Annotated in this window: 24 protein-coding genes and 1 tRNA gene; 15 read left to right on the forward strand and 10 right to left on the reverse strand. The window is 62.1% G+C overall.

The window, feature by feature from the left end; all coding sequences use genetic code 11:
- Positions 1 to 38 precede the first annotated feature (38 nt).
- Genes NKH21_RS14290 through NKH21_RS14300 form a run of 3 tightly spaced genes read left to right on the forward strand, consistent with a single transcriptional unit; the run spans position 39 to position 2,895 of the window.
- Complete coding sequence (locus NKH21_RS14290) at positions 39 to 1,214, forward strand: ABC transporter permease (protein ID WP_352865628.1); 1,176 nt, start codon at positions 39 to 41, stop codon at positions 1,212 to 1,214.
- On the forward strand, positions 1,211 to 2,149 hold the full coding sequence (locus NKH21_RS14295; protein WP_352865630.1) for an ABC transporter ATP-binding protein: 939 nt from the start codon (positions 1,211 to 1,213) through the stop codon (positions 2,147 to 2,149). Before NKH21_RS14290 ends, NKH21_RS14295 begins: the two co-directional genes overlap by 4 nt.
- Positions 2,146 to 2,895: an ABC transporter permease gene (locus NKH21_RS14300; RefSeq protein WP_352865632.1), complete on the forward strand. Its 750-nt coding sequence runs from the start codon at positions 2,146 to 2,148 to the stop codon at positions 2,893 to 2,895. The genes NKH21_RS14295 and NKH21_RS14300 overlap by 4 nt, the downstream gene beginning before the upstream one ends.
- 25 nt (positions 2,896 to 2,920) lie before the next feature.
- On the opposite strand, the gene NKH21_RS14305 is transcribed toward NKH21_RS14300, so the two are convergent.
- Entirely contained in the window at positions 2,921 to 3,154 is a 234-nt protein-coding gene (locus tag NKH21_RS14305; protein ID WP_352662780.1) for a hypothetical protein, read from the reverse strand.
- A gap of 79 nt (positions 3,155 to 3,233) precedes the next feature.
- Between NKH21_RS14305 and NKH21_RS14310 the strand changes: the two genes are divergently transcribed.
- Together NKH21_RS14310 and NKH21_RS14315 are read left to right on the forward strand one after the other, a co-directional pair.
- Positions 3,234 to 3,734 (forward strand): DUF2165 family protein, encoded by a 501-nt coding sequence (locus tag NKH21_RS14310; protein WP_352662777.1) that lies wholly within the window; start codon positions 3,234 to 3,236, stop codon positions 3,732 to 3,734.
- Positions 3,735 to 3,986: 252 nt separating this feature from the next.
- Positions 3,987 to 6,128: a sodium-translocating pyrophosphatase gene (locus NKH21_RS14315; protein WP_352662774.1), complete on the forward strand. Its 2,142-nt coding sequence runs from the start codon at positions 3,987 to 3,989 to the stop codon at positions 6,126 to 6,128.
- A 119-nt stretch (positions 6,129 to 6,247) separates the two neighbouring features.
- On the opposite strand, the gene NKH21_RS14320 is transcribed toward NKH21_RS14315, so the two are convergent.
- Positions 6,248 to 6,781: an outer membrane protein assembly factor BamE gene (locus NKH21_RS14320; protein WP_352662772.1), complete on the reverse strand. Its 534-nt coding sequence runs from the start codon at positions 6,779 to 6,781 to the stop codon at positions 6,248 to 6,250.
- 114 nt (positions 6,782 to 6,895) lie between these two features.
- Here NKH21_RS14320 and NKH21_RS14325 point away from each other — a divergent pair, with 114 nt between their 5' ends.
- From NKH21_RS14325 to NKH21_RS14355, 7 genes are all read left to right on the forward strand, one after another.
- On the forward strand, positions 6,896 to 7,435 hold the full coding sequence (locus NKH21_RS14325) for a ubiquinol-cytochrome C chaperone family protein (protein ID WP_023674506.1): 540 nt from the start codon (positions 6,896 to 6,898) through the stop codon (positions 7,433 to 7,435).
- A gap of 41 nt (positions 7,436 to 7,476) precedes the next feature.
- A complete protein-coding gene (locus NKH21_RS14330; RefSeq protein WP_352662769.1) occupies positions 7,477 to 8,025 on the forward strand; it encodes a YceD family protein in 549 nt (182 codons plus the stop codon).
- Between the two features lie 123 nt (positions 8,026 to 8,148).
- Positions 8,149 to 9,219, forward strand: coding sequence for a phosphate acyltransferase PlsX (gene plsX, locus NKH21_RS14335; RefSeq protein ID WP_352449317.1), 1,071 nt, complete (start codon positions 8,149 to 8,151; stop codon positions 9,217 to 9,219).
- A gap of 9 nt (positions 9,220 to 9,228) precedes the next feature.
- Positions 9,229 to 10,200, forward strand: coding sequence for a beta-ketoacyl-ACP synthase III (locus tag NKH21_RS14340; RefSeq protein WP_352662766.1), 972 nt, complete (start codon positions 9,229 to 9,231; stop codon positions 10,198 to 10,200).
- 104 nt (positions 10,201 to 10,304) lie between these two features.
- The gene (locus NKH21_RS14345) at positions 10,305 to 10,628 is read left to right on the forward strand and encodes an integration host factor subunit alpha (protein WP_352662763.1); all 324 of its coding nucleotides are present in this window, start codon (positions 10,305 to 10,307) and stop codon (positions 10,626 to 10,628) included.
- Between the two features lie 244 nt (positions 10,629 to 10,872).
- Positions 10,873 to 11,415 carry a MerR family transcriptional regulator gene (locus tag NKH21_RS14350; protein ID WP_352662760.1) on the forward strand — a complete coding sequence of 181 codons (543 nt, stop codon included), beginning with the start codon at positions 10,873 to 10,875 and terminating at the stop codon, positions 11,413 to 11,415.
- Positions 11,416 to 11,489: 74 nt separating this feature from the next.
- Complete coding sequence (locus NKH21_RS14355; protein WP_352662757.1) at positions 11,490 to 11,831, forward strand: hypothetical protein; 342 nt, start codon at positions 11,490 to 11,492, stop codon at positions 11,829 to 11,831.
- A gap of 126 nt (positions 11,832 to 11,957) precedes the next feature.
- Here the strand turns inward: NKH21_RS14355 and NKH21_RS14360 are convergent, their stop codons facing one another.
- Complete coding sequence (locus tag NKH21_RS14360) at positions 11,958 to 12,149, reverse strand: hypothetical protein (RefSeq protein ID WP_352662754.1); 192 nt, start codon at positions 12,147 to 12,149, stop codon at positions 11,958 to 11,960.
- A 316-nt stretch (positions 12,150 to 12,465) separates the two neighbouring features.
- Between NKH21_RS14360 and NKH21_RS14365 the strand changes: the two genes are divergently transcribed.
- Together NKH21_RS14365 and NKH21_RS14370 are read left to right on the forward strand one after the other, a co-directional pair.
- On the forward strand, positions 12,466 to 12,744 hold the full coding sequence (locus tag NKH21_RS14365; protein WP_352566102.1) for a helix-turn-helix domain-containing protein: 279 nt from the start codon (positions 12,466 to 12,468) through the stop codon (positions 12,742 to 12,744).
- 120 nt (positions 12,745 to 12,864) lie between these two features.
- Positions 12,865 to 13,323 carry a YbaK/EbsC family protein gene (locus NKH21_RS14370; RefSeq protein WP_352662748.1) on the forward strand — a complete coding sequence of 153 codons (459 nt, stop codon included), beginning with the start codon at positions 12,865 to 12,867 and terminating at the stop codon, positions 13,321 to 13,323.
- A gap of 38 nt (positions 13,324 to 13,361) precedes the next feature.
- Here NKH21_RS14370 and NKH21_RS14375 read toward each other — a convergent pair whose 3' ends face one another.
- The 7 genes from NKH21_RS14375 to NKH21_RS14405 form a co-directional block, all read right to left on the reverse strand.
- Entirely contained in the window at positions 13,362 to 13,556 is a 195-nt protein-coding gene (locus NKH21_RS14375; RefSeq protein ID WP_352865639.1) for a hypothetical protein, read from the reverse strand.
- A gap of 147 nt (positions 13,557 to 13,703) precedes the next feature.
- Positions 13,704 to 13,937, reverse strand: coding sequence for a hypothetical protein (locus tag NKH21_RS14380; RefSeq protein ID WP_352662742.1), 234 nt, complete (start codon positions 13,935 to 13,937; stop codon positions 13,704 to 13,706).
- A gap of 789 nt (positions 13,938 to 14,726) precedes the next feature.
- Positions 14,727 to 14,803 (reverse strand) — tRNA-Pro (locus tag NKH21_RS14385).
- Between the two features lie 36 nt (positions 14,804 to 14,839).
- Positions 14,840 to 16,129: an O-antigen ligase family protein gene (locus tag NKH21_RS14390; RefSeq protein WP_352662739.1), complete on the reverse strand. Its 1,290-nt coding sequence runs from the start codon at positions 16,127 to 16,129 to the stop codon at positions 14,840 to 14,842.
- On the reverse strand, positions 16,126 to 17,661 hold the full coding sequence (locus tag NKH21_RS14395) for an undecaprenyl-phosphate glucose phosphotransferase (RefSeq protein WP_352865643.1): 1,536 nt from the start codon (positions 17,659 to 17,661) through the stop codon (positions 16,126 to 16,128). The genes NKH21_RS14390 and NKH21_RS14395 overlap by 4 nt, the downstream gene beginning before the upstream one ends.
- Before the next feature lie 112 nt (positions 17,662 to 17,773).
- Positions 17,774 to 18,898: a glycosyltransferase family 4 protein gene (locus NKH21_RS14400; RefSeq protein ID WP_352865646.1), complete on the reverse strand. Its 1,125-nt coding sequence runs from the start codon at positions 18,896 to 18,898 to the stop codon at positions 17,774 to 17,776.
- Positions 18,899 to 18,910: 12 nt separating this feature from the next.
- A complete protein-coding gene (locus tag NKH21_RS14405) occupies positions 18,911 to 19,474 on the reverse strand; it encodes a polysaccharide biosynthesis/export family protein (protein WP_254817578.1) in 564 nt (187 codons plus the stop codon).
- Between the two features lie 255 nt (positions 19,475 to 19,729).
- On the opposite strand from NKH21_RS14405, the gene NKH21_RS14410 reads away from it, so the two are divergent.
- Positions 19,730 to 21,979, forward strand: coding sequence for a GumC family protein (locus NKH21_RS14410; RefSeq protein ID WP_352865649.1), 2,250 nt, complete (start codon positions 19,730 to 19,732; stop codon positions 21,977 to 21,979).
- Position 21,980 lies beyond the last annotated feature (1 nt).

Consider the following 21,980-nt stretch of genomic DNA (forward strand, 5'->3'; position numbering starts at 1 on the left):
TTCCGGCGCGCCGCTGTCGAGGTGCGCCGGATCGGCCGATGGGGGAGGGCGTGCGCATCCGGTTCGACAAGCTCGGCGTGGTCATCGCGGCGATATCGGCCTATGCGGCTTTTGCGGCGCCATTCGCCACCTTCCGCGCCAATCGCATCGTACCCGGCGAGGCGCGCTCGATCCTCGAATCTTTGCCTGCGGCAGTCGGTCCGCTATTGATGGCGATTGTTGTCGCAGCGGCGCTCATTGCGCTGCTGAAAACGCCGCTTGCTCTGCGCCTCGCCGCCAGTGCGGTTGCACTTGCGGCGCTGGCGCTGCTGATCGGCGTTGCCGGCAGCTTCCTGACGCCCGCCGGCAACACCTTCGCCCGTATCTCGCCGGCTTCGGGCTTCTGGCTGCTTATCTTCGCCTTCACGCTTCTGCTCGCCGACGTGCTTACAAGGCTGAACCTGTCGCCGCAGGCACGGGTCGGCGTGCTCGTTGTCGCCGCAGCGGCGATCGGCCTGCTGCTGGTCTCGGGGAGCTGGAACAGCCTGTCGATCCTCAAGGAATATTTCAATCGCGCCGATAGTTTTTGGGCGGAAGGCTCCAAACACGTGAGGTTGGCGCTGGGTTCACTGGCGGCAGCAGTAATCATCGGCTTGCCGCTCGGCATCCTTTGCCACCGCGTCGAGAAATTGCGGGCCGGTGTGCTCAACGTACTGAACATCATCCAGACCATTCCTTCGATCGCGCTGTTCGGCCTCTTGATCGCACCGCTCGGCTGGGTTGCTTCGCATGTGCCGGGTGCTGCCGCGCTCGGGATTCGCGGCATCGGCACAGCGCCGGCTTTCGTCGCCCTGTTCCTCTATTCGCTGCTGCCGGTGGTGGCTAACACCGTGGTCGGCCTTGCCGGTGTACCGCGTGCCGCCAACGACGCAGCGCGCGGCATGGGCATGACCGACCGCCAGCGGCTGTTCGGCGTTGAGTTTCCGCTGGCCTTCCCGGTGATCCTCACCGGCATCCGTATCGTGCTGGTGCAGAATATCGGCCTCGCCACGATTGCCGCGCTGATCGGCGGCGGCGGCTTTGGTGTGTTCGTGTTCCAGGGCGTCGGCCAGACGGCGATGGATCTGGTGCTGCTCGGTGCCGTGCCGACGGTCGCGCTGGCCTTCGCCGCCGCCATCATCCTCGATGCAGTGATCGAAATGAGCGCCAGCAAGCGCAGGGTTGAAACGACATGATCGAGATCGAAGGCATCACCAAGCGCTACGGCGAGACGACAGTTGTCGACGACGTGTCGATAGTAATCGAGCCGCGCAGCATCGCCGTCATCGTCGGCACCTCCGGCTCCGGCAAGACGACGCTGCTTCGCATGATAAACCGGCTGGTCGAGCCGACGTCGGGCGTGATCAAGCTCGACGGCGTCGACAACCGCTCGGTGCCGGATTACGAGCTGCGTCGCAGCATCGGCTATGCCATCCAGGGCGACGGCCTGTTTCCGCATCGCACGGTGGCGCAGAACATCGCCACCGTGCCGGTATTGCTTGGCTGGGATGCCAACCGCATCAAGGCCCGCGTCGACGAGCTGATGAGGCTCTACCAACTCGACCCCGAAGCCTACGGGCCACGCTATCCGCATGAGCTTTCCGGCGGCCAGCAGCAGCGCGTCGGCGTCGCCCGCGCGCTTGCTGCGGAACCCAACGTGCTGTTGATGGATGAGCCGTTCGGCGCGCTCGATCCGATCATTCGCAACAAGGCGCAGGAGGACCTGCTGGCGATCCAGAAGCGCTTCGGCACCACCATCATCCTTGTCACCCATGACATGGAGGAGGCTGTTCACATGGGCGACAAGATCGCGGTGATGGATGGCGGCAAAGTGGTGCAATATGCCGGGCCGGCCGAGATACTGGCAAAACCGGCCAGTGCGTTTGTCGAAACCCTGGTAGGTGCCAGCGAAAAACCGTTCCGGCTGTTGTCGCTTGGCCGGGTCCGCGACGCGGTGGAAAAGGGCACCGCCGAAGGCGAGGCGATCCCCGGTGATGCCAGCCAGCGCGACGCGCTCGCCGAACTCCTGTGGTCGGGCCGCCCGGCGCTGCCGGTGAAGGATGCCGAAGGCAAGCCGCTTGGCCGCGTCACGGTGGACGGGCTGGTTAAGCGCGCGGCGAGGCCGGCATGAAGGCCCGGCTTCCCTCGCTGCTCAGGCTTGCCCTGGTGGTGGTGCTTATTGCCTTCGTCACCAATCCCGGCTGGTTCGAACCGCTGCTGAAGCCGCTGACAGAGAACAATGCGCCGGTAATCTACAATCAGGGCAGCCTGTTGACGCTGACGCTGCTGCATCTGCGGACCGTGCTGATCGCAACGGTTGCCGCGACGATCGTTGCAGTCGCGCTCGCCATCCTGGTCACCAGGCCGGCCGGCGCCGAATTCCTGCCGCTGTCGCGCAGCCTGGTCAATATAGGCCAGACCTTTCCACCGGTGGCGGTACTGGCGCTTGCCGTGCCGGCAGTCGGCTTCGGCGAAAAGCCGACGCTGATTGCGCTGTTTCTCTATGGGCTGCTGCCGATCTTCGAGAACGCGCTGACCGGCCTGACGACGCTGCCGGCCAACGTCGTCGAGGCGGCGCGTGGCGCCGGCATGACCGGCTGGCAAAGGCTGGTCAAGGTCGAGCTGCCGCTCAGCGCGCCGATCATTCTTGGCGGTATCCGGCTGTCGGTGGTGATCAGCCTCGCCACCGCGACCATCGGCTCGACGGTGGCAGCGAGGACACTGGGCGAGGTGATCATCGCCGGCCTGCTGTCGAACAACCTCGCCTTCATCCTGCAGGGCGGCCTGATCGTCGCCGCCCTTGCCGTGCTGATCTATGACGGGCTGTCGGCGATCGAGCGCTACACGGCTCGGCGCATGGGACGCGAGGCCGAGTAACCTCTCGGGGCGAAGTTCGTTTCTTTCAGCGGCCCGTTGAACGCGCTGGATGATCGAGCGTCAGTTCGAGCGTGGTGCCCGTTTCGCTAGCGACCCAGCGGCGGCGGATGATGGCGAAATCATGCCGTGTGTCGGCTCTAACCACAGAGACCAAGTCACCCACCGCGCAATCACTGTCGAGATCGAGGGCTTCGACAGTCTCGGCAATGTCTTGCTTGCCGGCATAATGTCTCGCGACAGCTGTGAGCACGATGATCACTGGCCCACCCGTTGCGCGATCTTCGGGACTCGGCGATTGATGAATGTGATGCCCCGATCTTTCAGCAGGAGTTCTTGCCATGACCGCGCGTTTCTCCAAGATCGTCATGTGTTTGTGTCTGGCGGCTTTCGCCTTCCTCGTCGCCTTCGGCAACATCACCGATTACGGGTCAAACTTCGCCTTTGTCCAGCATGTGCTGAGCATGGACACGACCTTTCCCGGCAACGCACTGATGTACCGCTCGATCACCAACCCGGCCTTGTGGACGGCGGGCTACTGGCTGATCATCATTGGCGAGGCGCTGACCTGCCTGCTCTACTTGATCGCCGCCTGGCAACTCTGGCAGGCGCGCAACGCCAGCGGACAGGCTTTCAACGACGCCAAGAAGTTCGCCATCATTGCCGCCACCATGGGTTTCCTCGTTTGGTATTTCGGCTTCATGGTCGTTGGCGGCGAGTGGTTCGCCATGTGGCAGTCTTCGACATGGAATGGTCAGGAAGCGGCGTTCAAATTCTACATGACCATGCTGGTGGTGCTGGTCTTCGTCATGCAGCCAGACGGCGACCCGCGCAAAGCCTGACGACCGTTCGCCGATTTCGATCGATCTAACCGGGCGGCAGTGTCGACAGGCGCACTGCCGTCCAGCCTTTTGGACGAAACCCGGGATCTTTTGGGCGAAAGCCGGACAAGAACCGAACAATATCTTGACGTTCCGAGCCCTGTTTCGCATAAGCCGCTGCGAAGGGACGGATTCCGGTTGCGGAAAATTCGTCCCTGTCTCAACGGCCCGGGGAGGGGTTCTTTTGGGCCACCAATCGAGGAAAATTCGGCAATGACCATAATTTCAGCTGTCATCGCCTGCGGTCTGCTTTCAGTCCTTTACGCCATCTGGGCGACACGTTCGGTCCTCGCGGCCGATCAGGGCAATGCACGCATGCAGGAAATTTCCGCGGCCATCCGCGAAGGCGCCCAAGCTTATTTGGCGCGCCAGTACACCACCATCGCCATCGTCGGCGTCGTGGTCCTGCTGCTTGCCTGGTGGCTGCTTTCGATCACCGCCGCCATCGGTTTCCTGATCGGCGCCGTTCTCTCGGGTGCCGCTGGCTTCATCGGCATGCACGTCTCGGTGCGCGCCAATGTGCGGACCGCGCAGGCAGCTTCCAACAGCCTCGCTGCCGGCCTCGAGATCGCCTTCAAGTCGGGCGCCATCACCGGCATGCTGGTTGCTGGCCTGGCCCTGCTCGGCGTCTCGATCTACTACCTGATCCTGACCCAGTTCATGGGTCTGCAGCCAAACGATCGCGTCGTCATCGACTCGCTTGTTTCGCTCGGCTTCGGCGCCTCGCTGATCTCGATCTTCGCTCGTCTCGGCGGCGGCATCTTCACAAAAGGCGCCGACGTCGGCGGGGATCTCGTCGGCAAGGTTGAAGCCGGCATTCCCGAAGACGATCCACGCAATCCGGCGACCATTGCCGACAATGTCGGCGACAATGTCGGCGATTGCGCCGGCATGGCCGCCGACCTGTTCGAGACCTATGCGGTGACCGTGGTCGCCACCATGGTCCTCGCCTCCATCTTCTTCGGTGGCACCGCCGTTCTCGGCGCGGCCATGCTCTATCCGCTGGCCATCTGCGGCGCCTGCATCCTCACCTCGATCGTCGGCACCTTCTTCGTCAAGCTCGGTTCCAGCGGCTCGATCATGGGCGCGCTCTACAAGGGCCTGATCGTCACCGGCCTGCTGTCGATTGTCGGCCTTGCCGTAGCCACTTCGGCATGTATCGGCTGGGGCGAGATCGGCACCGTCGCCGGCATGGCCATCACCGGCACGAACCTGTTCATCTGCGGCCTGGTCGGGCTTTTGGTAACCGGCCTGATCGTGGTGATCACCGAATATTATACCGGCACCAACAAGCGCCCGGTGAACTCGATCGCCCAGGCCTCGGTCACCGGTCACGGCACCAACGTCATCCAGGGCCTCGCGGTGTCGCTGGAATCGACGGCGTTGCCGGCGATCGTCATCGTCGGCGGCATCATCTCGACATACCAGCTTGCCGGCCTCTACGGCACGGCGATCGCGGTGACGACGATGCTTGGCCTCGCCGGCATGATCGTCGCGCTCGACGCCTTCGGCCCGGTCACCGACAATGCCGGCGGCATTGCCGAAATGGCCGGCCTGCCAAAGGAAGTGCGCCAGTCCACCGACGCGCTCGACGCGGTCGGCAACACCACCAAGGCGGTAACCAAGGGCTACGCCATCGGTTCGGCCGGTCTCGGCGCGCTGGTGCTGTTCGCGGCCTACTCCAACGACCTCAAGTTCTTTGCCGCCAATGGCGACAAATACCCCTACTTCCAGGGCATGGGCGAGGTCTCCTTCGACCTCTCCAATCCTTATGTCGTCGCCGGCCTGATCTTCGGCGGCCTGATCCCGTATCTGTTCGGCGGCATCGCCATGACCGCCGTCGGCCGAGCCGCGGGTGCTATCGTCCAGGAGGTGCGCAAGCAGTTCCGCGAGGATCCGGGCATCATGGCCGGCACCTCCAAGCCGAACTATGCGCGCGCCGTCGACCTTCTGACCAAGGCAGCGATCCGGGAGATGATCGTTCCATCATTGTTGCCGGTGCTGGCGCCGTTGGTGGTCTATTTCGGCGTCCTCCTGATCTCGGGTTCGAAGGCATCCGCCTTTGCCGCCCTCGGCGCCTCGCTGCTCGGCGTCATCGTCAACGGCCTGTTCGTTGCCATCTCGATGACCTCCGGCGGCGGTGCCTGGGACAACGCCAAGAAGTCGTTCGAAGACGGTTTCGTCGACAAGGACGGCCTCAAGCACCTCAAGGGCTCCGAAGCGCACAAGGCCTCGGTGACCGGCGACACGGTGGGTGATCCCTACAAGGATACTGCTGGGCCGGCGGTCAACCCGGCGATCAAGATCACCAACATCGTCGCGCTGCTGTTGCTGGCCGTGCTCGCGCACGGCTAAGCTCAGCCGCTACGACTCAAGACAAAACCCGCGGGATCGCTCCCGCGGGTTTTTCATTGCCTGAGATGTGCCGCTTACAGGGAAGCGAAAGGAACGAAAGCCGATACCGCCGGGGTGGATCAGGTGCCGCCGAGTGTGCTGCCGCCGCTGGCGCCTGGAACACCAGGCGCCAGCTTGCTGGCGCCACTGATGATCTGGCTGAGGAAGTTCTGGTCCTTGCCGCCGGTCGGCGTGGTGCGCGAGATGAAGTCGAACACTTTGCCGTCCTTCAGGCCGTAATTGGCGATCTGGGTGACGCGCCCGTCATCGCCAAAATAGACCGCCAGCACATGCTGGTCGACGAGCCGCGGCTTGTCGAAGGCGACATAGCGCTTGCGCGTCTGCGAAATGTAATAAAAGGCCTCGTTGTCGAAGGTCGCCTTCGTCGAGGGAGTGCCGAGCGCCAGCAGCACCTGTTCGCGACTTGAGCCGACCGGCACCAAGTCGATCGCCTGCTGGTCGATGACGTAGCCCTGCGTCAGCGTCTCGCTCGGATTGAGATCGCCGATCATCTTGGACGAATTGCAGGCGGAAAGCGCCGCGGCGATCACCAGCAGCGAAACCGCACCGGCGGGCCTGGGCAGGAAAGTCGACTTGAATTTCAGCGCGTGCAACTACAACTCCATAAGCTGGCCGCAACTTGCGCTGGGCCGCAAAACCGGTAAACCAGCTTGCTTGCCGATGCAACAAGGCCACTTCAACAAACGGTCCCGGGAGACCACCCTCTAATGTTCCAGCGCCTCTTTGGCCGCGAACGTCATGCCAACCGCGCCATCACCGAGGCGCTTTACGCACAAATCGTGGCGGCGGCGCGGCAAACGGTGTTTTATTCCGCCTGGAACGTGCCGGACACGCCGCTCGGCCGCTTCGAGATGCTGTCTTTGCACATGTTCCTGTTCCAGCACCGGTTGCGCGGCGAGGGCGGTGCCGCGGCAGAGGTAGCGCAGGTGCTGATCGACGAGTTCTTCATGGATGTCGAACATTCGTTGCGGGAACTGGGCATTGGCGACGTCGGCGTGCCGAAGCGCATGCGGAAACTGGCGAAGATGTTTTATGGCCGTACTGCCGCCTATGATGATGCGCTGCAACGAAATGACCATGATGCGCTTGCCGCCGCCCTTGCCCGCAATGTCCGGCCGGATGCCGGCGCCTGGCCGCAAGCGTCGCAACTGGCACTCTATGCCGCCGATGCATCCAGGCAACTCGCGGAACAGCCGACCGAATCGATCGTTTCCGGCACGGTGGCATTTCCCGTGGCCAACGCTTGAGCGACGGCAGGCCGAATGAAGGTGGCGAAGTGGAGGCGAAGATGAAACATCCTGATACCCACAGCCCAGTGTCGTTCCTGGCAAATGTCGCCCGGCTGCCGCAAAAGGGGCTACCGGTGGTGATCGATGCCGACGCTGGGCAGCGCGCCCTGCTGGCCGTCGAGCACGAGCTGCTTTCGGTCGAGAACTATCGCGCCGAACTCCTGGTCGAGCCCTGGAAGCGCAACGGGGTAAAAGTCAGCGGCCATGTCGAGGCCGATATAACGCAGGCCTGCATCGTCACCCTCGACCCGGTCGAGGCGCATATCGACGAGCCGCTCGAAGCGCTGTTCCTGCCAGAGCAATCCAAGCTCGGGCGGCAAGGTTTCGACGGCGGCGGTGAGATCCTGCTCGACGCCGAAGGCCCGGACAGCCCGGAAACCTTTTCGGGCGATACGATCGACGTCGGGGCGCTTGCCGAGCAGTTCTTTGGCTTGGCGATCGATCCCTATCCGCGCAAGCCGGGTGTGTCGCTGGAGGCCGCCGGCGATGCCGAGCCTGTGGAGAATGAATTCCAGCAAAAGCTCAGATCACTGTTGGGAAAATCCTGATGGCTGACCCAATTTGAGAAAAGTTGGTTGTGCGGCAGCCCAAAACCGTTATTTTCGCCGAACCTTCGCGAGCCCCGTATCTTGGCAAGCCCGCTGGCCAAGCAACCGTGAGATGAACACCGCGTGATCAGGATTTCCATCGATGCCATGGGCGGCGATCACGGGCCAAGCGTGGTCATCCCGGCGCTCATGACTGTCGCCACCCGCCGTCCGGATATACGCTTCGTCATTTACGGGCGCGAGGAAGTGGTACGGCCCGAACTCGCAAAATTCCCCAAGCTGGCGGAAGTGAGCGAGTTCATCCACTGCGAGATTGCAGTGCGGATGGACGACAAGCCGAGCCAGGCGCTGCGCCACGGTCGCTGGAAATCATCGATGTGGAAGGCCGTCGAGGCGGTTAAGGCAGGCACTGCCGACGCCTGCATCTCAGCCGGCAATACCGGCGCGCTGATGGCGATGTCCAGATTCTGCCTTCGCACTATGGCGACCATCGATCGCCCGGCAATCGCGGCGCTCTGGCCGACATTGCGCGGCGAAAGCGTGGTGCTGGACGTCGGCGCCACCATCGGCGCGGATGCGCATCAACTGGTTGATTTTGCCATTCTGGGCACCGGCATGGCGCGCTCGGTTTTCGGCATCGAACGGCCGAGCGTCGGCCTGCTCAATGTCGGCGTCGAGGAGATCAAGGGTCAGGAGGAGGTCAAGGAGGCGGGCCGTATGCTGCGCGAGGCCAACATGGCCTCGATGAACTACCATGGCTTTGTCGAGGGTGACGACATCGGCAAGGGCAGTGTCGACGTCGTCGTTACCGAAGGATTTGCCGGCAACATCGCGCTGAAGACGGCGGAAGGCACCGTCAGGCAGATCGCCGGCTATCTGCGCGCGGCGATGAACCGGACGCTGATGGCCAGGATCGGCTATATCTTCGCCAAGACCGCCTTCGATCGCCTGCGCGAGAAGATGGATGTCGGCCGCTCCAATGGCGGTGTCTTCCTCGGGTTGAACGGCATCGTGGTGAAAAGCCACGGCGGGGCTGATTCGGATGGCTTCGCGGCGGCGATCGAGCTTGGCTACGACATGGTGCGCAACAATCTGCTCGACCGCATCGAGGCCGATCTCGACCTGTTCCATGCCCGCAATCCGAATGCCCAGACAATCCGGAAATCCGACGTCGTCATCGACGCAAAGGAATAGGAAAGAGTATTGATCAGATCAGTCGTGCGCGGCACGGGCGCCGCGCTGCCTCGCCGCATTATGAAGAATGCCGATTTCGAAGGCATGGTCGAGACGTCGGACGAGTGGATCGTCCAGCGCACCGGCATTCGCCAGCGCCACATTGCGGCCGACGACGAGACGACGGCCTCGCTGGGCGAGGCGGCAGCGCGCGCAGCCCTCGACAGCGCCGGCCTGACGGCTGACGACGTCGACCTGATCGTGCTGGCGACCTCGACGCCCAACAACACCTTTCCCGCGACGGCGGTCGAGATCCAGAACCGGCTCGGCATGCACCACGGTTTTGCCTTCGACCTGCAGGCGGTCTGCTCCGGCTTCGTCTATGCAGTGACGACCGCCGACCTCTATATCCGCGGCGGCTTGGCCAGACGGGTGCTGGTGATCGGCTCGGAAACGTTTTCGCGTATTCTCGACTGGAACGACCGCTCGACCTGCGTCTTGTTCGGCGACGGCGCCGGCGCGATGGTGCTGGAAGCAGGCACGGGGGCAGGCGGCATCGGCGACCGAGGCGTTCTGGCAGCCAGCCTGCGCTCCGACGGCATCCACAAGGACAAGCTTTTCGTCGACGGTGGGCCGTCGACCACAGGAACGGTCGGGCACCTCAGGATGGAAGGCCGCGAAGTGTTCAAGCACGCGGTCGGCATGATCACCGACGTCATCGAGGCGACGTTCGCACAGGCCGGCATCAGCGCCGGCGACCTCGACTGGTTCGTGCCGCATCAAGCCAATAAACGAATTATTGACGCTTCGGCCAAAAAGCTCGGGATAGAGGAGCGGAAGGTGGTGGTGACCGTCGATTTGCACGGTAATACCTCGGCTGCTTCCGTGCCGCTGGCACTGTCCGCGGCCGTCGCCGATGGTCGCATCAAAAAGGGTGACCTGGTGCTGCTCGAGGCGATGGGCGGGGGCTTCACCTGGGGCGCGGTCCTGCTCCGCTGGTAAGTGCCGAACTATCGGGTTCGGGTCCTTGACCTTGACGGATCAATTACTTAGGTTCTGCCGTTGCTTGTATCGATTTATGTTTTTGAGCTGATGGGACGGTTCGTATGGGGGGAAAGACACTTACGCGCGCCGACCTCGCCGAAGCCGTTTATCGCAAGGTTGGGCTGTCACGTACTGAATCCGCCGAGCTTGTCGAGGCGGTGCTGAATGAGATCTGCGAAGCGATCGTTCGCGGCGAGACGGTGAAGCTGTCGTCCTTCGCGACCTTCCATGTCCGCTCCAAGAACGAGCGCATCGGGCGCAATCCCAAGACCGGTGAGGAAGTGCCAATCCTGCCGCGCCGGGTGATGACCTTCAAATCATCGAACGTGCTGAAGAACCGTATCCTGCGCTCCCATCAAAGCAGCAAAGCCAAGGGCAGCAAGTAGACGTCCACTCCCGCTTTGCCGAGAATCATGCTCCAGGCTTCGGTTGAAAAACGAACCCTGCTTTTGCGCCGGGCTTGAATATTGTTTCATAAACCGCTGAAATAAGATGCGATTCGGCAGGCCGGATCGGTATTTGGGTGTGATCCGTTCCGACGGGACGGGAAGCTGCTCTCCTTGTTAAGCGTAATGTCGCCCGAACCGGTTCCCACCTTTCGCGATCATGTTCTAGCGTGAGGATTCGTCCATGGACAAGAGCCCCGATGCTTTCCGCACCATCAGCGAGGTCGCGGAGGATCTGGATTTGCCGCAGCACGTGCTGCGCTTCTGGGAGACGCGTTTCAACCAGATCAAGCCGATGAAGCGCGGCGGCGGCCGCCGCTACTACCGTCCGCAGGACGTCGAGCTGATCAAGGGTATTCGCCATATGCTCTACGATCAGGGCTATACGATCAAGGGCGTGCAGAAGCTGTTGCGCGAGAACGGCAACCAGTTTCTGATCGCCGTCGGCAGTGGCGACATGGCGGCGGTCGAGGCGATCTCGCAGCGCCGACAGGCTGACGCGGTACCGCTGACGCAAGCGGCGCAGCCGCGCGGCCCGGACGACGAAATGCTGGTCGGCCAGCCGAGGGTGAAACCCAGCCGTCGTTTTTTCGGCATAGGCAAGACCGACGAGGAAGGCCCGGTTCCGCCGGACACGTCAAAACTTTCCCGTGACAATCGCGCTTTGCTGCAGGAGGCGCTATTCGACCTCCTGGAATGCAAGCGCCTGCTCGATCAGGTTCGCTAGAGCCCGCCGGGTTGACCGGAACGGTCTTCAGGGTCATGCGTTAGGCTTCCTTCTGCAGATGAAGGAAGCACGTCATGGCATCGCTTTCGAGCATCTCCGACACCGATCTGAACAAGCAGGTCGCGGCCTTGACCAGGGAACTGGCCACCTTGAAGAAAGCCGTGTTGAAGCAGGGCGGCGCCTTTTACGAAGACGGGCGCGATACCGCGTCGGATTATTATTCGGATATCACTGAGCGGCTCGGCCACGCCTTGCCGGCAATCAGAAGGCAAGGCCGGGCGATCGAGCAGACCGCCCGAGATCACCCGGCGACAGCGGCCGCTGTCGGGCTGGTTCTGGTCGGGCTCGTCGCCAGTCTGTTCCTCACTGGCCGGCAGCAAAACGTGCCGCGAGCGCGTTCAAGGTCGGCACGTTGAGATAAGCAAATGGCGGTGGTCGGCGGACCGCCGCCATTTTTCGCCGACACGGCAAACCCGGCAAGCGCGCCGCCCTTGGTCAAGGACCAGAACGCCTGCTTGCCGGTCGTTCGCCCGAGGGTGTTTTCAGTACTTCTTCGCCACAACCTTCTTGTGGTGGTGGCGGTAGTGGTGGACGCGGTGATGGTAGTGATGGCGGTGATGCTTCTTGACGGTGGTCTGCATCGTCGTTGCGTTCGCGCTGCTTGCGCCGATGATCGGCATTGAAAGGGCAAGTGCGATTGCAAGTCCAAGGGCGGAGAGAAGAGGCTTCTTCATGACATCGTTTCCTTTTTGCGCAGGCGGAATTCGAGCGTCACTGATTCAGGTTGGTGACTCGAGCGCTGCAGTTGGGACTATCGCCTTGGAGTTTTTCGGTAGTTTTTCCGGCCTGTAGAATTTTGTTTCCGGACTGTGTCTGCCGACGATCCGGCCAGATGTCGGCTCGCCGGCATCCGCCTTCATTCCGGCGTCGGTTCACGATGCCGTGACGCTATCTTTGATGCTTGGCAAATCACCGGCGAGCGGGCATTCTCCCGATCGTCTCAGGCAACAACATGATTTGATCTAACTCTTTCATCCCACGGAGTTGCCAATGCCCCAAATAGCAAAACGCGAACCTTACTCCGAACTGGCGGCGAGCGCGGTTACGCCTGAACGCAGTGCTGTCCGAACCGCCCGGGAAGCCCGTGGATACAGCATCGAAGAGCTGTCCCTGGCGTGCGGGCTGGCAGCCTATGAGATTGCCGACATTGAAAGCGGCAAGGATGCCGATCCCTCGAAACGTCGGCGTATTGCCTCCGCGCTTCAGTTTCCGGAAAGCGCTCTGTTTGATGAAGCCGTGTTGCCCGCCAAAAGGCGATCCGTGTCGTAGCGGCGTGCCATGCTTTTGTTCCACGAGCTCGCCATGGGTCGCCCTGGCGGGCTTCGTTTTTTTCGGCCACGTAGTAGACTTGCCGGCCGCCACGGCGACGCCAGACGGAAATTGCTGGAGATGAGCCTCGAATCCGTTCGCGCCTTCTTCGCCGCACACGCGCCCGACATTGACGTCATCGTCACGGAGGCAAGCTCGGCGACGGTGCCTCTTGCAGCCGAAGCGCACGGCGTAGCGCCGGCGCAGATCGCCAAGACGATCTGCTTGCGCGCCGGCGACCAGACGATGCTGATCGTGGCCGGCGGGGTCTCCAGGCTGGACAACCGCAAGTTCAAGGACCGGTTCGGCGGCAAGGCGCGAATGCTGGACGCCGAGCAGGTGTTCGCCGCGACCGGTCATCCCGTCGGCGGCGTATGTCCGTTCGGCCTGCCATCACCGCTGCCGGTCTATTGCGACATCTCGCTGCGCGCCTTTGACGAAGTTGTCCCCGCCGCAGGCGCAACCAACGCCGCCGTGCGGCTCAGCCCGCAACGCATGGCGGAACTCGTTGGCGCAGAATGGGTGGATGTTTGCCAGTAGCCATTTATCCGGGTCCTGGGACCCGCTGAGCGCTACCGCTATTCGGTCTTCTGCGACTCTTCTTTCTTGATCGTCTGAGCGTCCGTGACAGTCGACATATCGGCCTTCTCGACGCTCGCTGTCTTCGTCTGCGTGTCGACCGATGCCTGGACCTTGGAATGCGCGGGGCAGTCCGCAGAGGCAGCTGATATGGACATGGTCAGTGCCGCAGCCATTGCGAGGAATGTCTTCATGGTCACTCTCCTCTTTCGTTCGATGGGTAAAGTTAGCCCGTCTGGCGCCGACCGCAAAATCACATTTGTTCACACGCGCTCTTGCGCACACGGAAGCCTACGCTGGCCCAGCAATTCAATTGGTTGCGCGGATAGCCGCTTGCCGTATCAAAGCCCACCGGCTGCGGCCATAGGATTTTTGGCGTTAAAGATCTCGCCGCTCAGAGCCAGTCTCAAATCTTCGGCGCTGAGCTGACCGCTTTCAAATAAATCCATCACCCTGCGGCCGAGCACGTCTCTGCCTGGATCGCCGTCAGCGAGGCCTAGTTCACGGCATCGGGCATCAAGTGCCCTGGTCAACATGGTCAGCTCGGCAGGACAGGCAACTCCTTGAAGCGACATTGCATCTCTCCTGAAAGGGCGAAAGCGCGTGGCATCTTCGAAGCGTCCGCTCGCCCTTACAACTGCGGACGACGGCGATTCAACTAAAACCAACCTTTTTCGAACTCAACATTCAATCGTACCAAAACGCCGCGCGCTCCAATGGGAGGATACTGCTACAATACGGGATGGCCGTCCGAATAGCGGTTGTCCTCGCGCTTCTTTTCGCCTTCGCCTACGGTTTCGCAAAACTCGCGGAACATTATGGCGGCGTTCGCGACCGGCCCTCTCCGTGTAAAGAATTGCCCTATCCTGATTGTCCTGACCAAAAAGCTCCTCCCCGGGAAGAAACTAAGCCTTGAGCAGGCGCTTGTTCAGGTCAGGCCAGCCATCGGCATTGAACTAGTTCTTTCCAACCGACGGTTGGTGGACGCATTGCAGCTGATGCGCCTAGGGTTCACTACGATCCGCGCGCACCGGGCATGCCCAACCCCCGAGTCACCCCTGCCTGATGCAAGGCGCCTGATCGAGTCCCGCCGTTCTGGCATGTGCGGCGGGACCTTTTTTCATTGAAGCTGGAACACGGGCTCACGGTGAAGGTTGGCGTACGCAGCAAACCTTACCTAGCCATTACCGCGCGGTTTCTCGGTGGGCTTCTGGCTAGACGTCAGCCTCCGTGCCTCGCGCCTAAGTGATGCGTGATCGATTCCTCGATGAGATCACGCGCCTTCGTACGCTGCGCTGGCTGCAATGCGGCTATTGTCTGTATAGCCAGTTTGGGGGAAAACTGGCTAAGCCTTTGGATTTTAATGGTCGGAGTGGCCGGATTCGAACCGACGACCCCTTGACCCCCAGTCAAGTGCGCTACCGGGCTGCGCTACACTCCGGACCGGTCGCGATGTATCGTGATAGACCGGCTCCGGTCAACCGAATTCGGTTGCTATCCTGCCTGAAGTAACAGCAACGGGGATTGCCGGTCGCTGCGCCGCCCGCAACTGCCACTGGTGGCGGTATTCGAGCGCGATGGCACCCCAGATCAGGCCAAGCAGCAGGTAGACATGGCGCCAGTGGTCGATGTCGATGAAGGTGCCGAGCCCGATATTGCCGATGAAGGCGACGTAGGCGCATAGAAGATAAGGCTGCCACGGCCGGTCGCGCAGCAGAATGCGGAAGCCGGCGGCGATCGTCCAGCACGTCAGCGTCAGGAACGACACGAAGCCGAGCCAGCCGTAATCCATCAGCATCTTCAGCCAGATGTCGTGGGTGTCCTCGCCGAACATCTTGCCGAACACGAGCGGGCCGATGCCGAACGGATGCTCCAGTGCCATCTGAAAGCCGATCGTATAGCGGGCGAAGCGGCCGAGGCGGGCGGTGTCGTAGCTTTGTTCGAGTTGCGCGCGGTTCGAGAACATCTCCGCGACGCCCGGCAGTTGCAGGATGACGATCATCGCGATGACCAGCAGTCCGACGGCGGCGATGGTCATGACGACGACGCGCAGCCTGAACTTGCCGCTGGCGCTCTGCAGGAACAAGGCACCGGTCAGCAGGATCGCCGAAACGGCGAACATGCCCCAGGCGCCGCGCGAAAAGGAAAAGAAGATGCCGGCGGTGATGATCAGCAGCGGCACCGCCAATAGCGGCATGCGCGCGACCGAACCGGTAAGCAGCAGGTAGAGCAGGTAGATGCCAGGCAGCACCAGGAAAGGCCCGAACACGTTCGGGTCCTGGAAGGCGCCGGCGGCGCGGTCGTATTTGGTGAAGATCTCGGCTCCTGGAAAGGCATGGAAATAGCCGGCTATGCCGACCAGCGAAGTCAGCACCGCCGACACCACATAGGCGACGAAGATCACCCGATAGAGACTGGGCCGGACGGCCGTAACGGAAGCGAAGAAAACCGCGGTGAGGGCCAGGAACAGCGAGACGGCGAGATAGAGCGGCGTGCCGGCGAGGTCCGACATCTGCGTCATCGAGATCATGCCGCCGATGTTCATGATAACCAGCAGCACCAGCAGCGGCACCGCCACGCGCTGTATGCGCAGGCCGAACAAGGGCCACACCACGATCAGCCCGATCATATAGAGGTCGTACGGCGCGGGCTCGGCAATGACGAAGCCGGACAGGAAGACGCCGAGGAAAACCGCCCCCGACGCAATCAGTGCAATCAGCTTGGCGTTGACCGCCGCAGCCGACAATTCATAGGCCGTCGCGCTCAATATGCGTTTTCCGTGTTGAGCAGGCGGATCGGCGTCAGGAACAGGATTTTGAGGTCGAACAGGAGCGACCAGTTCTCGATGTAATAGAGGTCGTATTCCGTCCGCATGCGAATCTTCTCGTTGGTATCCATCTCGCCGCGCCAGCCATTGATCTGCGCCCAGCCGGTCACACCGGGCTTGACCTTGTGACGGGCGAAATAGCCGTCGACCACCTCATTGTAGAGGAGGTTGTGCGACTGCGCGGCAATGGCGTGCGGGCGCGGCCCGACCAGCGACAGCGAGCCGAACAGCGAATTGAAGAACTGCGGCAGTTCGTCGATCGAGGTCTTGCGGATGAAGCGGCCGACACGGGTGACGCGTGGATCGTTCTTGGTCACGGTCTGCTTCGCCGTCGGGTCCGCCTTGTCGGTGTACATCGAACGGAACTTGTAGACCTCGATGATCTCGTTGTTGAAGCCGTGCCGCTTCTGGTGGAACAGCACCGGCCCCTTGCTGTCGAGTTTGATCGCGATTGCGGTCGCCAGCATCACCGGCGAGAACGCGATGATGCCGATGATCGAAAAGACGATGTCGAAGGCGCGCTTGGCGACCGAATCCCAGTCGTTGATCGGCTTGTCGAAGATATCTAGCATCGGCACCGAGCCAATGTAGGAATAGGCGCGCGGCCTGAACTGCAGCGCGTTCGAATGCGCCGATAGCCGGATGTCGACCGGCAGCACCCACAGCTTCTTCAATAACTGCAGCACGCGCGATTCGGCGGTCAGCGGCAGCGATACGATCAGCATGTCGATGCGCGCGATGCGGGCAAATTCGATGAGTTCGGAAATCGTGCCGAGCTTGGGATAACCGGCGACAACCGGCGGCGACCGCTTGTCGCCCCGGTCGTCGAAGATGCCGCAGATGCGGATGTCGTTGTAGGGCTGCCTTTCGACCGAGCGGATCAGTACCTCCGCCGCCTTGCCGCCGCCGACGATGACGGCGCGGCGCTCCATCCGCCCGTCGCGTGCCCAGCGCCTGATCAGCTTCGACATCACCAGGCGGAGACCCAGGATCAGCACGAAGCCGACGACGAACCACGTGCCGAAGAGCAGGCGCGAATAGTCTTCCGACATTTTCATGGTGAAGGCGGTGAGCGCCATCAAGGCGAATGTTCCGGCCCAGACCAGCAGGAGACGGCCGAAATTGGCGATCGGCCGCATCAACGCGACGATCTGGTAGCAGTCGGTGACGTCGAACAGAACGACCGCGAGGAACGAGGTGGCGGCGATTGTCAGTGAGTATTGCCAGGCAAGATAGTTGAAAAAGCCGACATAATAGAAATAGACGGCAAGACCTGACACCAACAGCAGCGCGAATTCCACCATACGCAGGACGCCGCTCACCATGATCGGCGACATCGTATCGCGCCGGTATTGCGAGGCGACCTGGCGGGCAACATCGTTCATGCCGCCGGCCGTATTGTTCTCGGCAGGGGCGTCGAATTTGCGCACCGCGTCTAGCGAAAAACGGCGCGCTGGGTCGATTTCGTTCATGGGGCGTCCGCAGGTTTCCCTCAGGTGAATAGCAAAAGAGAGCTAAGAAACCCTTGAAACAACAGATGGCTTTGGAGACGCTTTCACCGGGGGGCCTTTTGCAGCCGTTGCTCTATTGTTTGAGCGCGGCGAAATAAGCCTTTTCGATTTCAGCGGCCATTACATCGGCGCCGAAGCGTGCCTTGAGGTCGGCGAGGCCGGGCATCAGGCCCTTGTAGGTGTCGAGATCGGCCAATGCGGCGCTTATCTTGTCGCCGAGTTCGCGCGGGTCGGGCCGGATCAGGGCAGGCGAGCCGGTGTCGAAGATTTCCGGTATGCCGCCGACCGCCGTCGCGATGATCGGCTTGCCGGCGGCGAGCGCTTCCAGAACGATATAGGGCATGGCTTCCGCGCGCGAGGGAACGACGACCAGTTCGGCCAGCGTGAAGGCGAGCCTGGCCGGCATCGGCGCCAGGAAGCTGACCTCGAGGCCGAGCTGATTCACCTGGGCGCGATAGCGCGGCAGGTCGTCGCCGTCGCCGACCATCAGCGCCTTCAATGGGCGGCCGAGGCGTGTCGCGGCTAGCCCCAGCGCATCGATGAAGATGTCGGGGCCTTTGAGGTCTCGCATCATGCCGATATAGAGGAGGTCAACCGCATCGTGCTCGGTCCACACCGGCTCGAACTCGGCGCCGCGCAGGCCGTTGTGGACGAGAGCGTTCGGAATGGGCGGCTCGCCGACCTTCCTGCGATAAGTCCGCCGCTCATAATCGGAAACAAACAGCAGGCAATCGGTGAAGCGAGCCATGAAGCGCTCGAGCGCGAAGAACAGCTTCCCCATGGCGGTAGTCTCGTCATAGTGAAGCGAGCCGCCATGCGGCGAATAAAGGCGGGCTACGCGAGACCTGGATACCCGCAACAATGAGCCGAACAGACGGGCATAGGCGCCACCTTTGGCGCCATGCCCGTGCAGCACGTCCGGCCGCAATTCTTTTATGATCCTATAGGTGCGCCGGGCCGAAGCGAGATCGCCTGGCCCGACATGCCGCTGCATCGGGGTGCGATGAATGCCGAGCGCCAGGCTGCCTTTCATCTGTTCGAACAGCCGTTCCTCGAAATCGCCGCCAGTGGTCGAATCGCAGACGATGCCGACGGCATGGCCGGCGGCGACCTGAGCCTCGGTCAGGTCGCGCACATGCCGGAAGATGCCTCCGACCGGTGAGCGAAAGCAGTGGACGATCCTGAGTGTGTCCGCCACTTGGTCAGCACATCAAAACAGGCGTTCGCGAACATAGACTGTATCGCCGGGTAGTAGCGGATCGGAGGTCACCACGCGTCCGGTTATCACTTTGCCGTTGATGTCGCGGGTGATGTCGACGCTTTCCTGGTTGGCGCGCGGCGTGAACCCGCCGGCGATGGCGACGGCTTTCTGTACGGTCAGGCCTGGAACGTAGGAATACTGCCCCGCCGCACCCACTTCACCCATGACGAAGATCGGCCGGTAGCGATCGATTTCGACCGAAACATCGGGATCCCGCAAATAACCCTGGCGCAGTTTCTCGGCGATCTCGCCCTCGAGCTGCTGGGCGGTGTGGCCGCGCGCCGGCACGTTGCCGACGAGCGGCAGCGAGAGATAGCCGGACTGGTCGACGCTGTAGGTATTGGTCAGTCCTTCCTGCTCGAACACGGTTACGCGGACGCGGTCGCCGGCGCCGAGGCGATAGGGCTGGTCGAGAACTTCATGGAATGCGGCCGGCGTCGGCCGGTAGCTGGAGCAGCCCGAAAGCATCGATACGGCAAGCAGCGCGCGGAAAAGGGGAGCAGTGCTTTTCATGAGCGGACACGTACCTTTGAATAGCCGGCGACTCTGCGGCAAACCTTAACGATCGAGCTCGGTTATCATCCTGTTAGGGTTAATGGCCGGTAAAGGCGCGCGGCCGATGCGGGCCGGATCGACAAATGCAGATGGTTTTCAGCCTCTTGTTTGCTGATTGTTAGTAGAGCCTAACAGGTTCTTACCGCGATATTAACGGCTGAGTTACCATAGTTGTTTACGGTGCATGCTGACTCAGTACCGGAGCAGGGATGCATGTCCGTTCAATCCGCGGCCGCAGATGTCGACGTCGATCTCAGGCAGCTTTTCGCCAGCCTGGCGCGAAACTGGCTGCGTATCCTTGTCGTCGCGCTGGTTGTAACCGGCCTGGCCTTTGCGCTCGCCTGGCTTGCAACGCCCGAATACAAGGCGGCAGCCAAGCTGGAGATCGGGCCTCGAGAATCGGAGTTCACGCGGCCAGCCGGGGCCAACGGCAACGAGCGGTCGATTCCCGACGAAGAGGCTGTGGCCACCGAGGTCCAGATCATCTCGTCCCCCGACATCCTCAAGCAGGTGGCGGCGAAGCTCAACCTGGCGAAATTGCCCGAATTCGACGAGGCGCTGAAGATGTCGGCGCTGAGCCGCGCCCTTGTCCTTGTTGGCTTGAAAAGCGATCCGTTCGAGATTCCGCTGGAAGAGCGCGTGCTGGACGCAATGCATGAGAAGCTCAACGTCTATGGCGTTGAAAAAACCCGCGCGATCGCAATCGAGTTCTCGTCAGAGGATCCAAAGCTTGCCGCCGCGATCCCGAACGCCATTGCAAATGCCTATATCGCCTCCAAGGGCAATGCCAAGCTCGAATCGAATTCCGCCGCCACCGACTTTCTGGCCCCGGAAATCGCGGATCTGCAGAACCGGGTGAAGGAGGCGGAAGCCAAGGTTGCCGCATTCCGTGCGCAGTCCGATCTTTTGATGGGCGGCAACAATTCGGTGCTTGCCACCCAGCAGCTGTCCGAATTGTCGAGCGAACTGTCACGCGTGCGCGCCAATCGCGCTTCGGCGGAAGCGACCGCTGACGGCGTGCGCAGGGCGCTGCGCAATGGCGGCTCGCTGGATGCCGTTCCGGAGGTGTTGTCTTCCGAACTGATCCAGCGCCTGCGCGAGCGGCAAGTCGAACTCAAGAATAACATCGCCGACCTTTCCACCACCTTGCTCGACAACCATCCGCGCATCCGCGCGCTGAAGTCGCAGCTCGCCGATCTCGACCGCCAAATCCGCAACGAAGCGGAAAAGATCATGAAGGGTCTGATGGCGCAGGCCGAGACGGCGAAGGCGCGAGAGGCTCAACTCGTGGCAGACGTCAACACGCTGAAGGCGGCGTCCGCCCGCGCCGGCGAAGAGCAGGTGGAACTCGATGCGCTGCAGCGTGATGCAGCGACCAAGCGTCAGCAGCTCGATCTCTATTCGTCCAGCTATCTCCAGGCGGCTGCACGCAAGGATCGCAACTACCTGCCTGTCGATGCTCGCGTATTTTCGGAGGCCCAGGTGCCGGCCGAACCCTATTTCCCCAAGATTGGTCCGATTGTCAGTGCGGCCTTTGTCGGCTCGTTGCTCATCATGGCGATTGTCACGCTGCTGCAGGAACTGTTTTCCGGCCGCGCCATGCGTCCGGCCGCCGGTGCCCATTTCGAGCGCATCGAGCAGGTTGCGATGCCGGCTGTCCAGGCCGAACGCGTAATGGCCGAGCCCGACCCACCGATTGCCCGGCCCGAACCGGCAGCCGCCGAGATCGATGAGACCGACGACGACAAGATTATCGAGACCAAAGTGGAGCCGGAACCCGTCGCGGTGGCGGAAGCGGCTGCCGAGAAAATCGAACCGGAGTACTCTGAAATGGCTGCTGCAGACATTGAACCGGCACGTTCTGTCCTCGGCGAGGTCGACATCGACAAGGCCGCGGAAAAACTGATCGCCACCGGTGCCGCCCGCGCCATATTCGTGTCGCCGGAAGGCGACGAGGCGGCCGCCTCGGCGGTGCTGGTGGCGCGTGCGGTCTCTGACGCCGGGCTACGCGTGCTGCTGCTTGATCTCACCGCTTCGGGTGCCGCCTCGCGGCCGATGCTGGACAGCGGGCTGTTTCCGGGCATCACCGATCTGCTCGCCTCGCAAGCGCAGTTCAGCGATGTGATCCATCCCGATCTCTATTCGGACTGCCACGTTATTCCCGTCGGCACAGCCGATCCGGTCCGCGCCATGCGCGCCGCCGACCGGCTGCCGATCATCATGCAGTCGCTGACCACCGCCTACGATCTGGTCGTGGTCGAATGCGGACCGGCCGACGCGCAAGGCATCAGCCGCCTGGTGGGCGCGGGGACCGAGGTCTTGCTCTCCATGCTGGAGCCGGACGACGAGGTGACGCAGGCCGCGATCGCGCTCATCGAGAGCGGCTATCCTGACCTGACGCTGGTCACGCCAATCGGCCATGTGGCGCCGGGGCCAATGCCGGGACGGCGCTCGGCCGCCTGAG

Source organism: Mesorhizobium sp. M1329 (assembly GCF_040318035.1).
GTDB lineage: Bacteria > Pseudomonadota > Alphaproteobacteria > Rhizobiales > Rhizobiaceae > Mesorhizobium.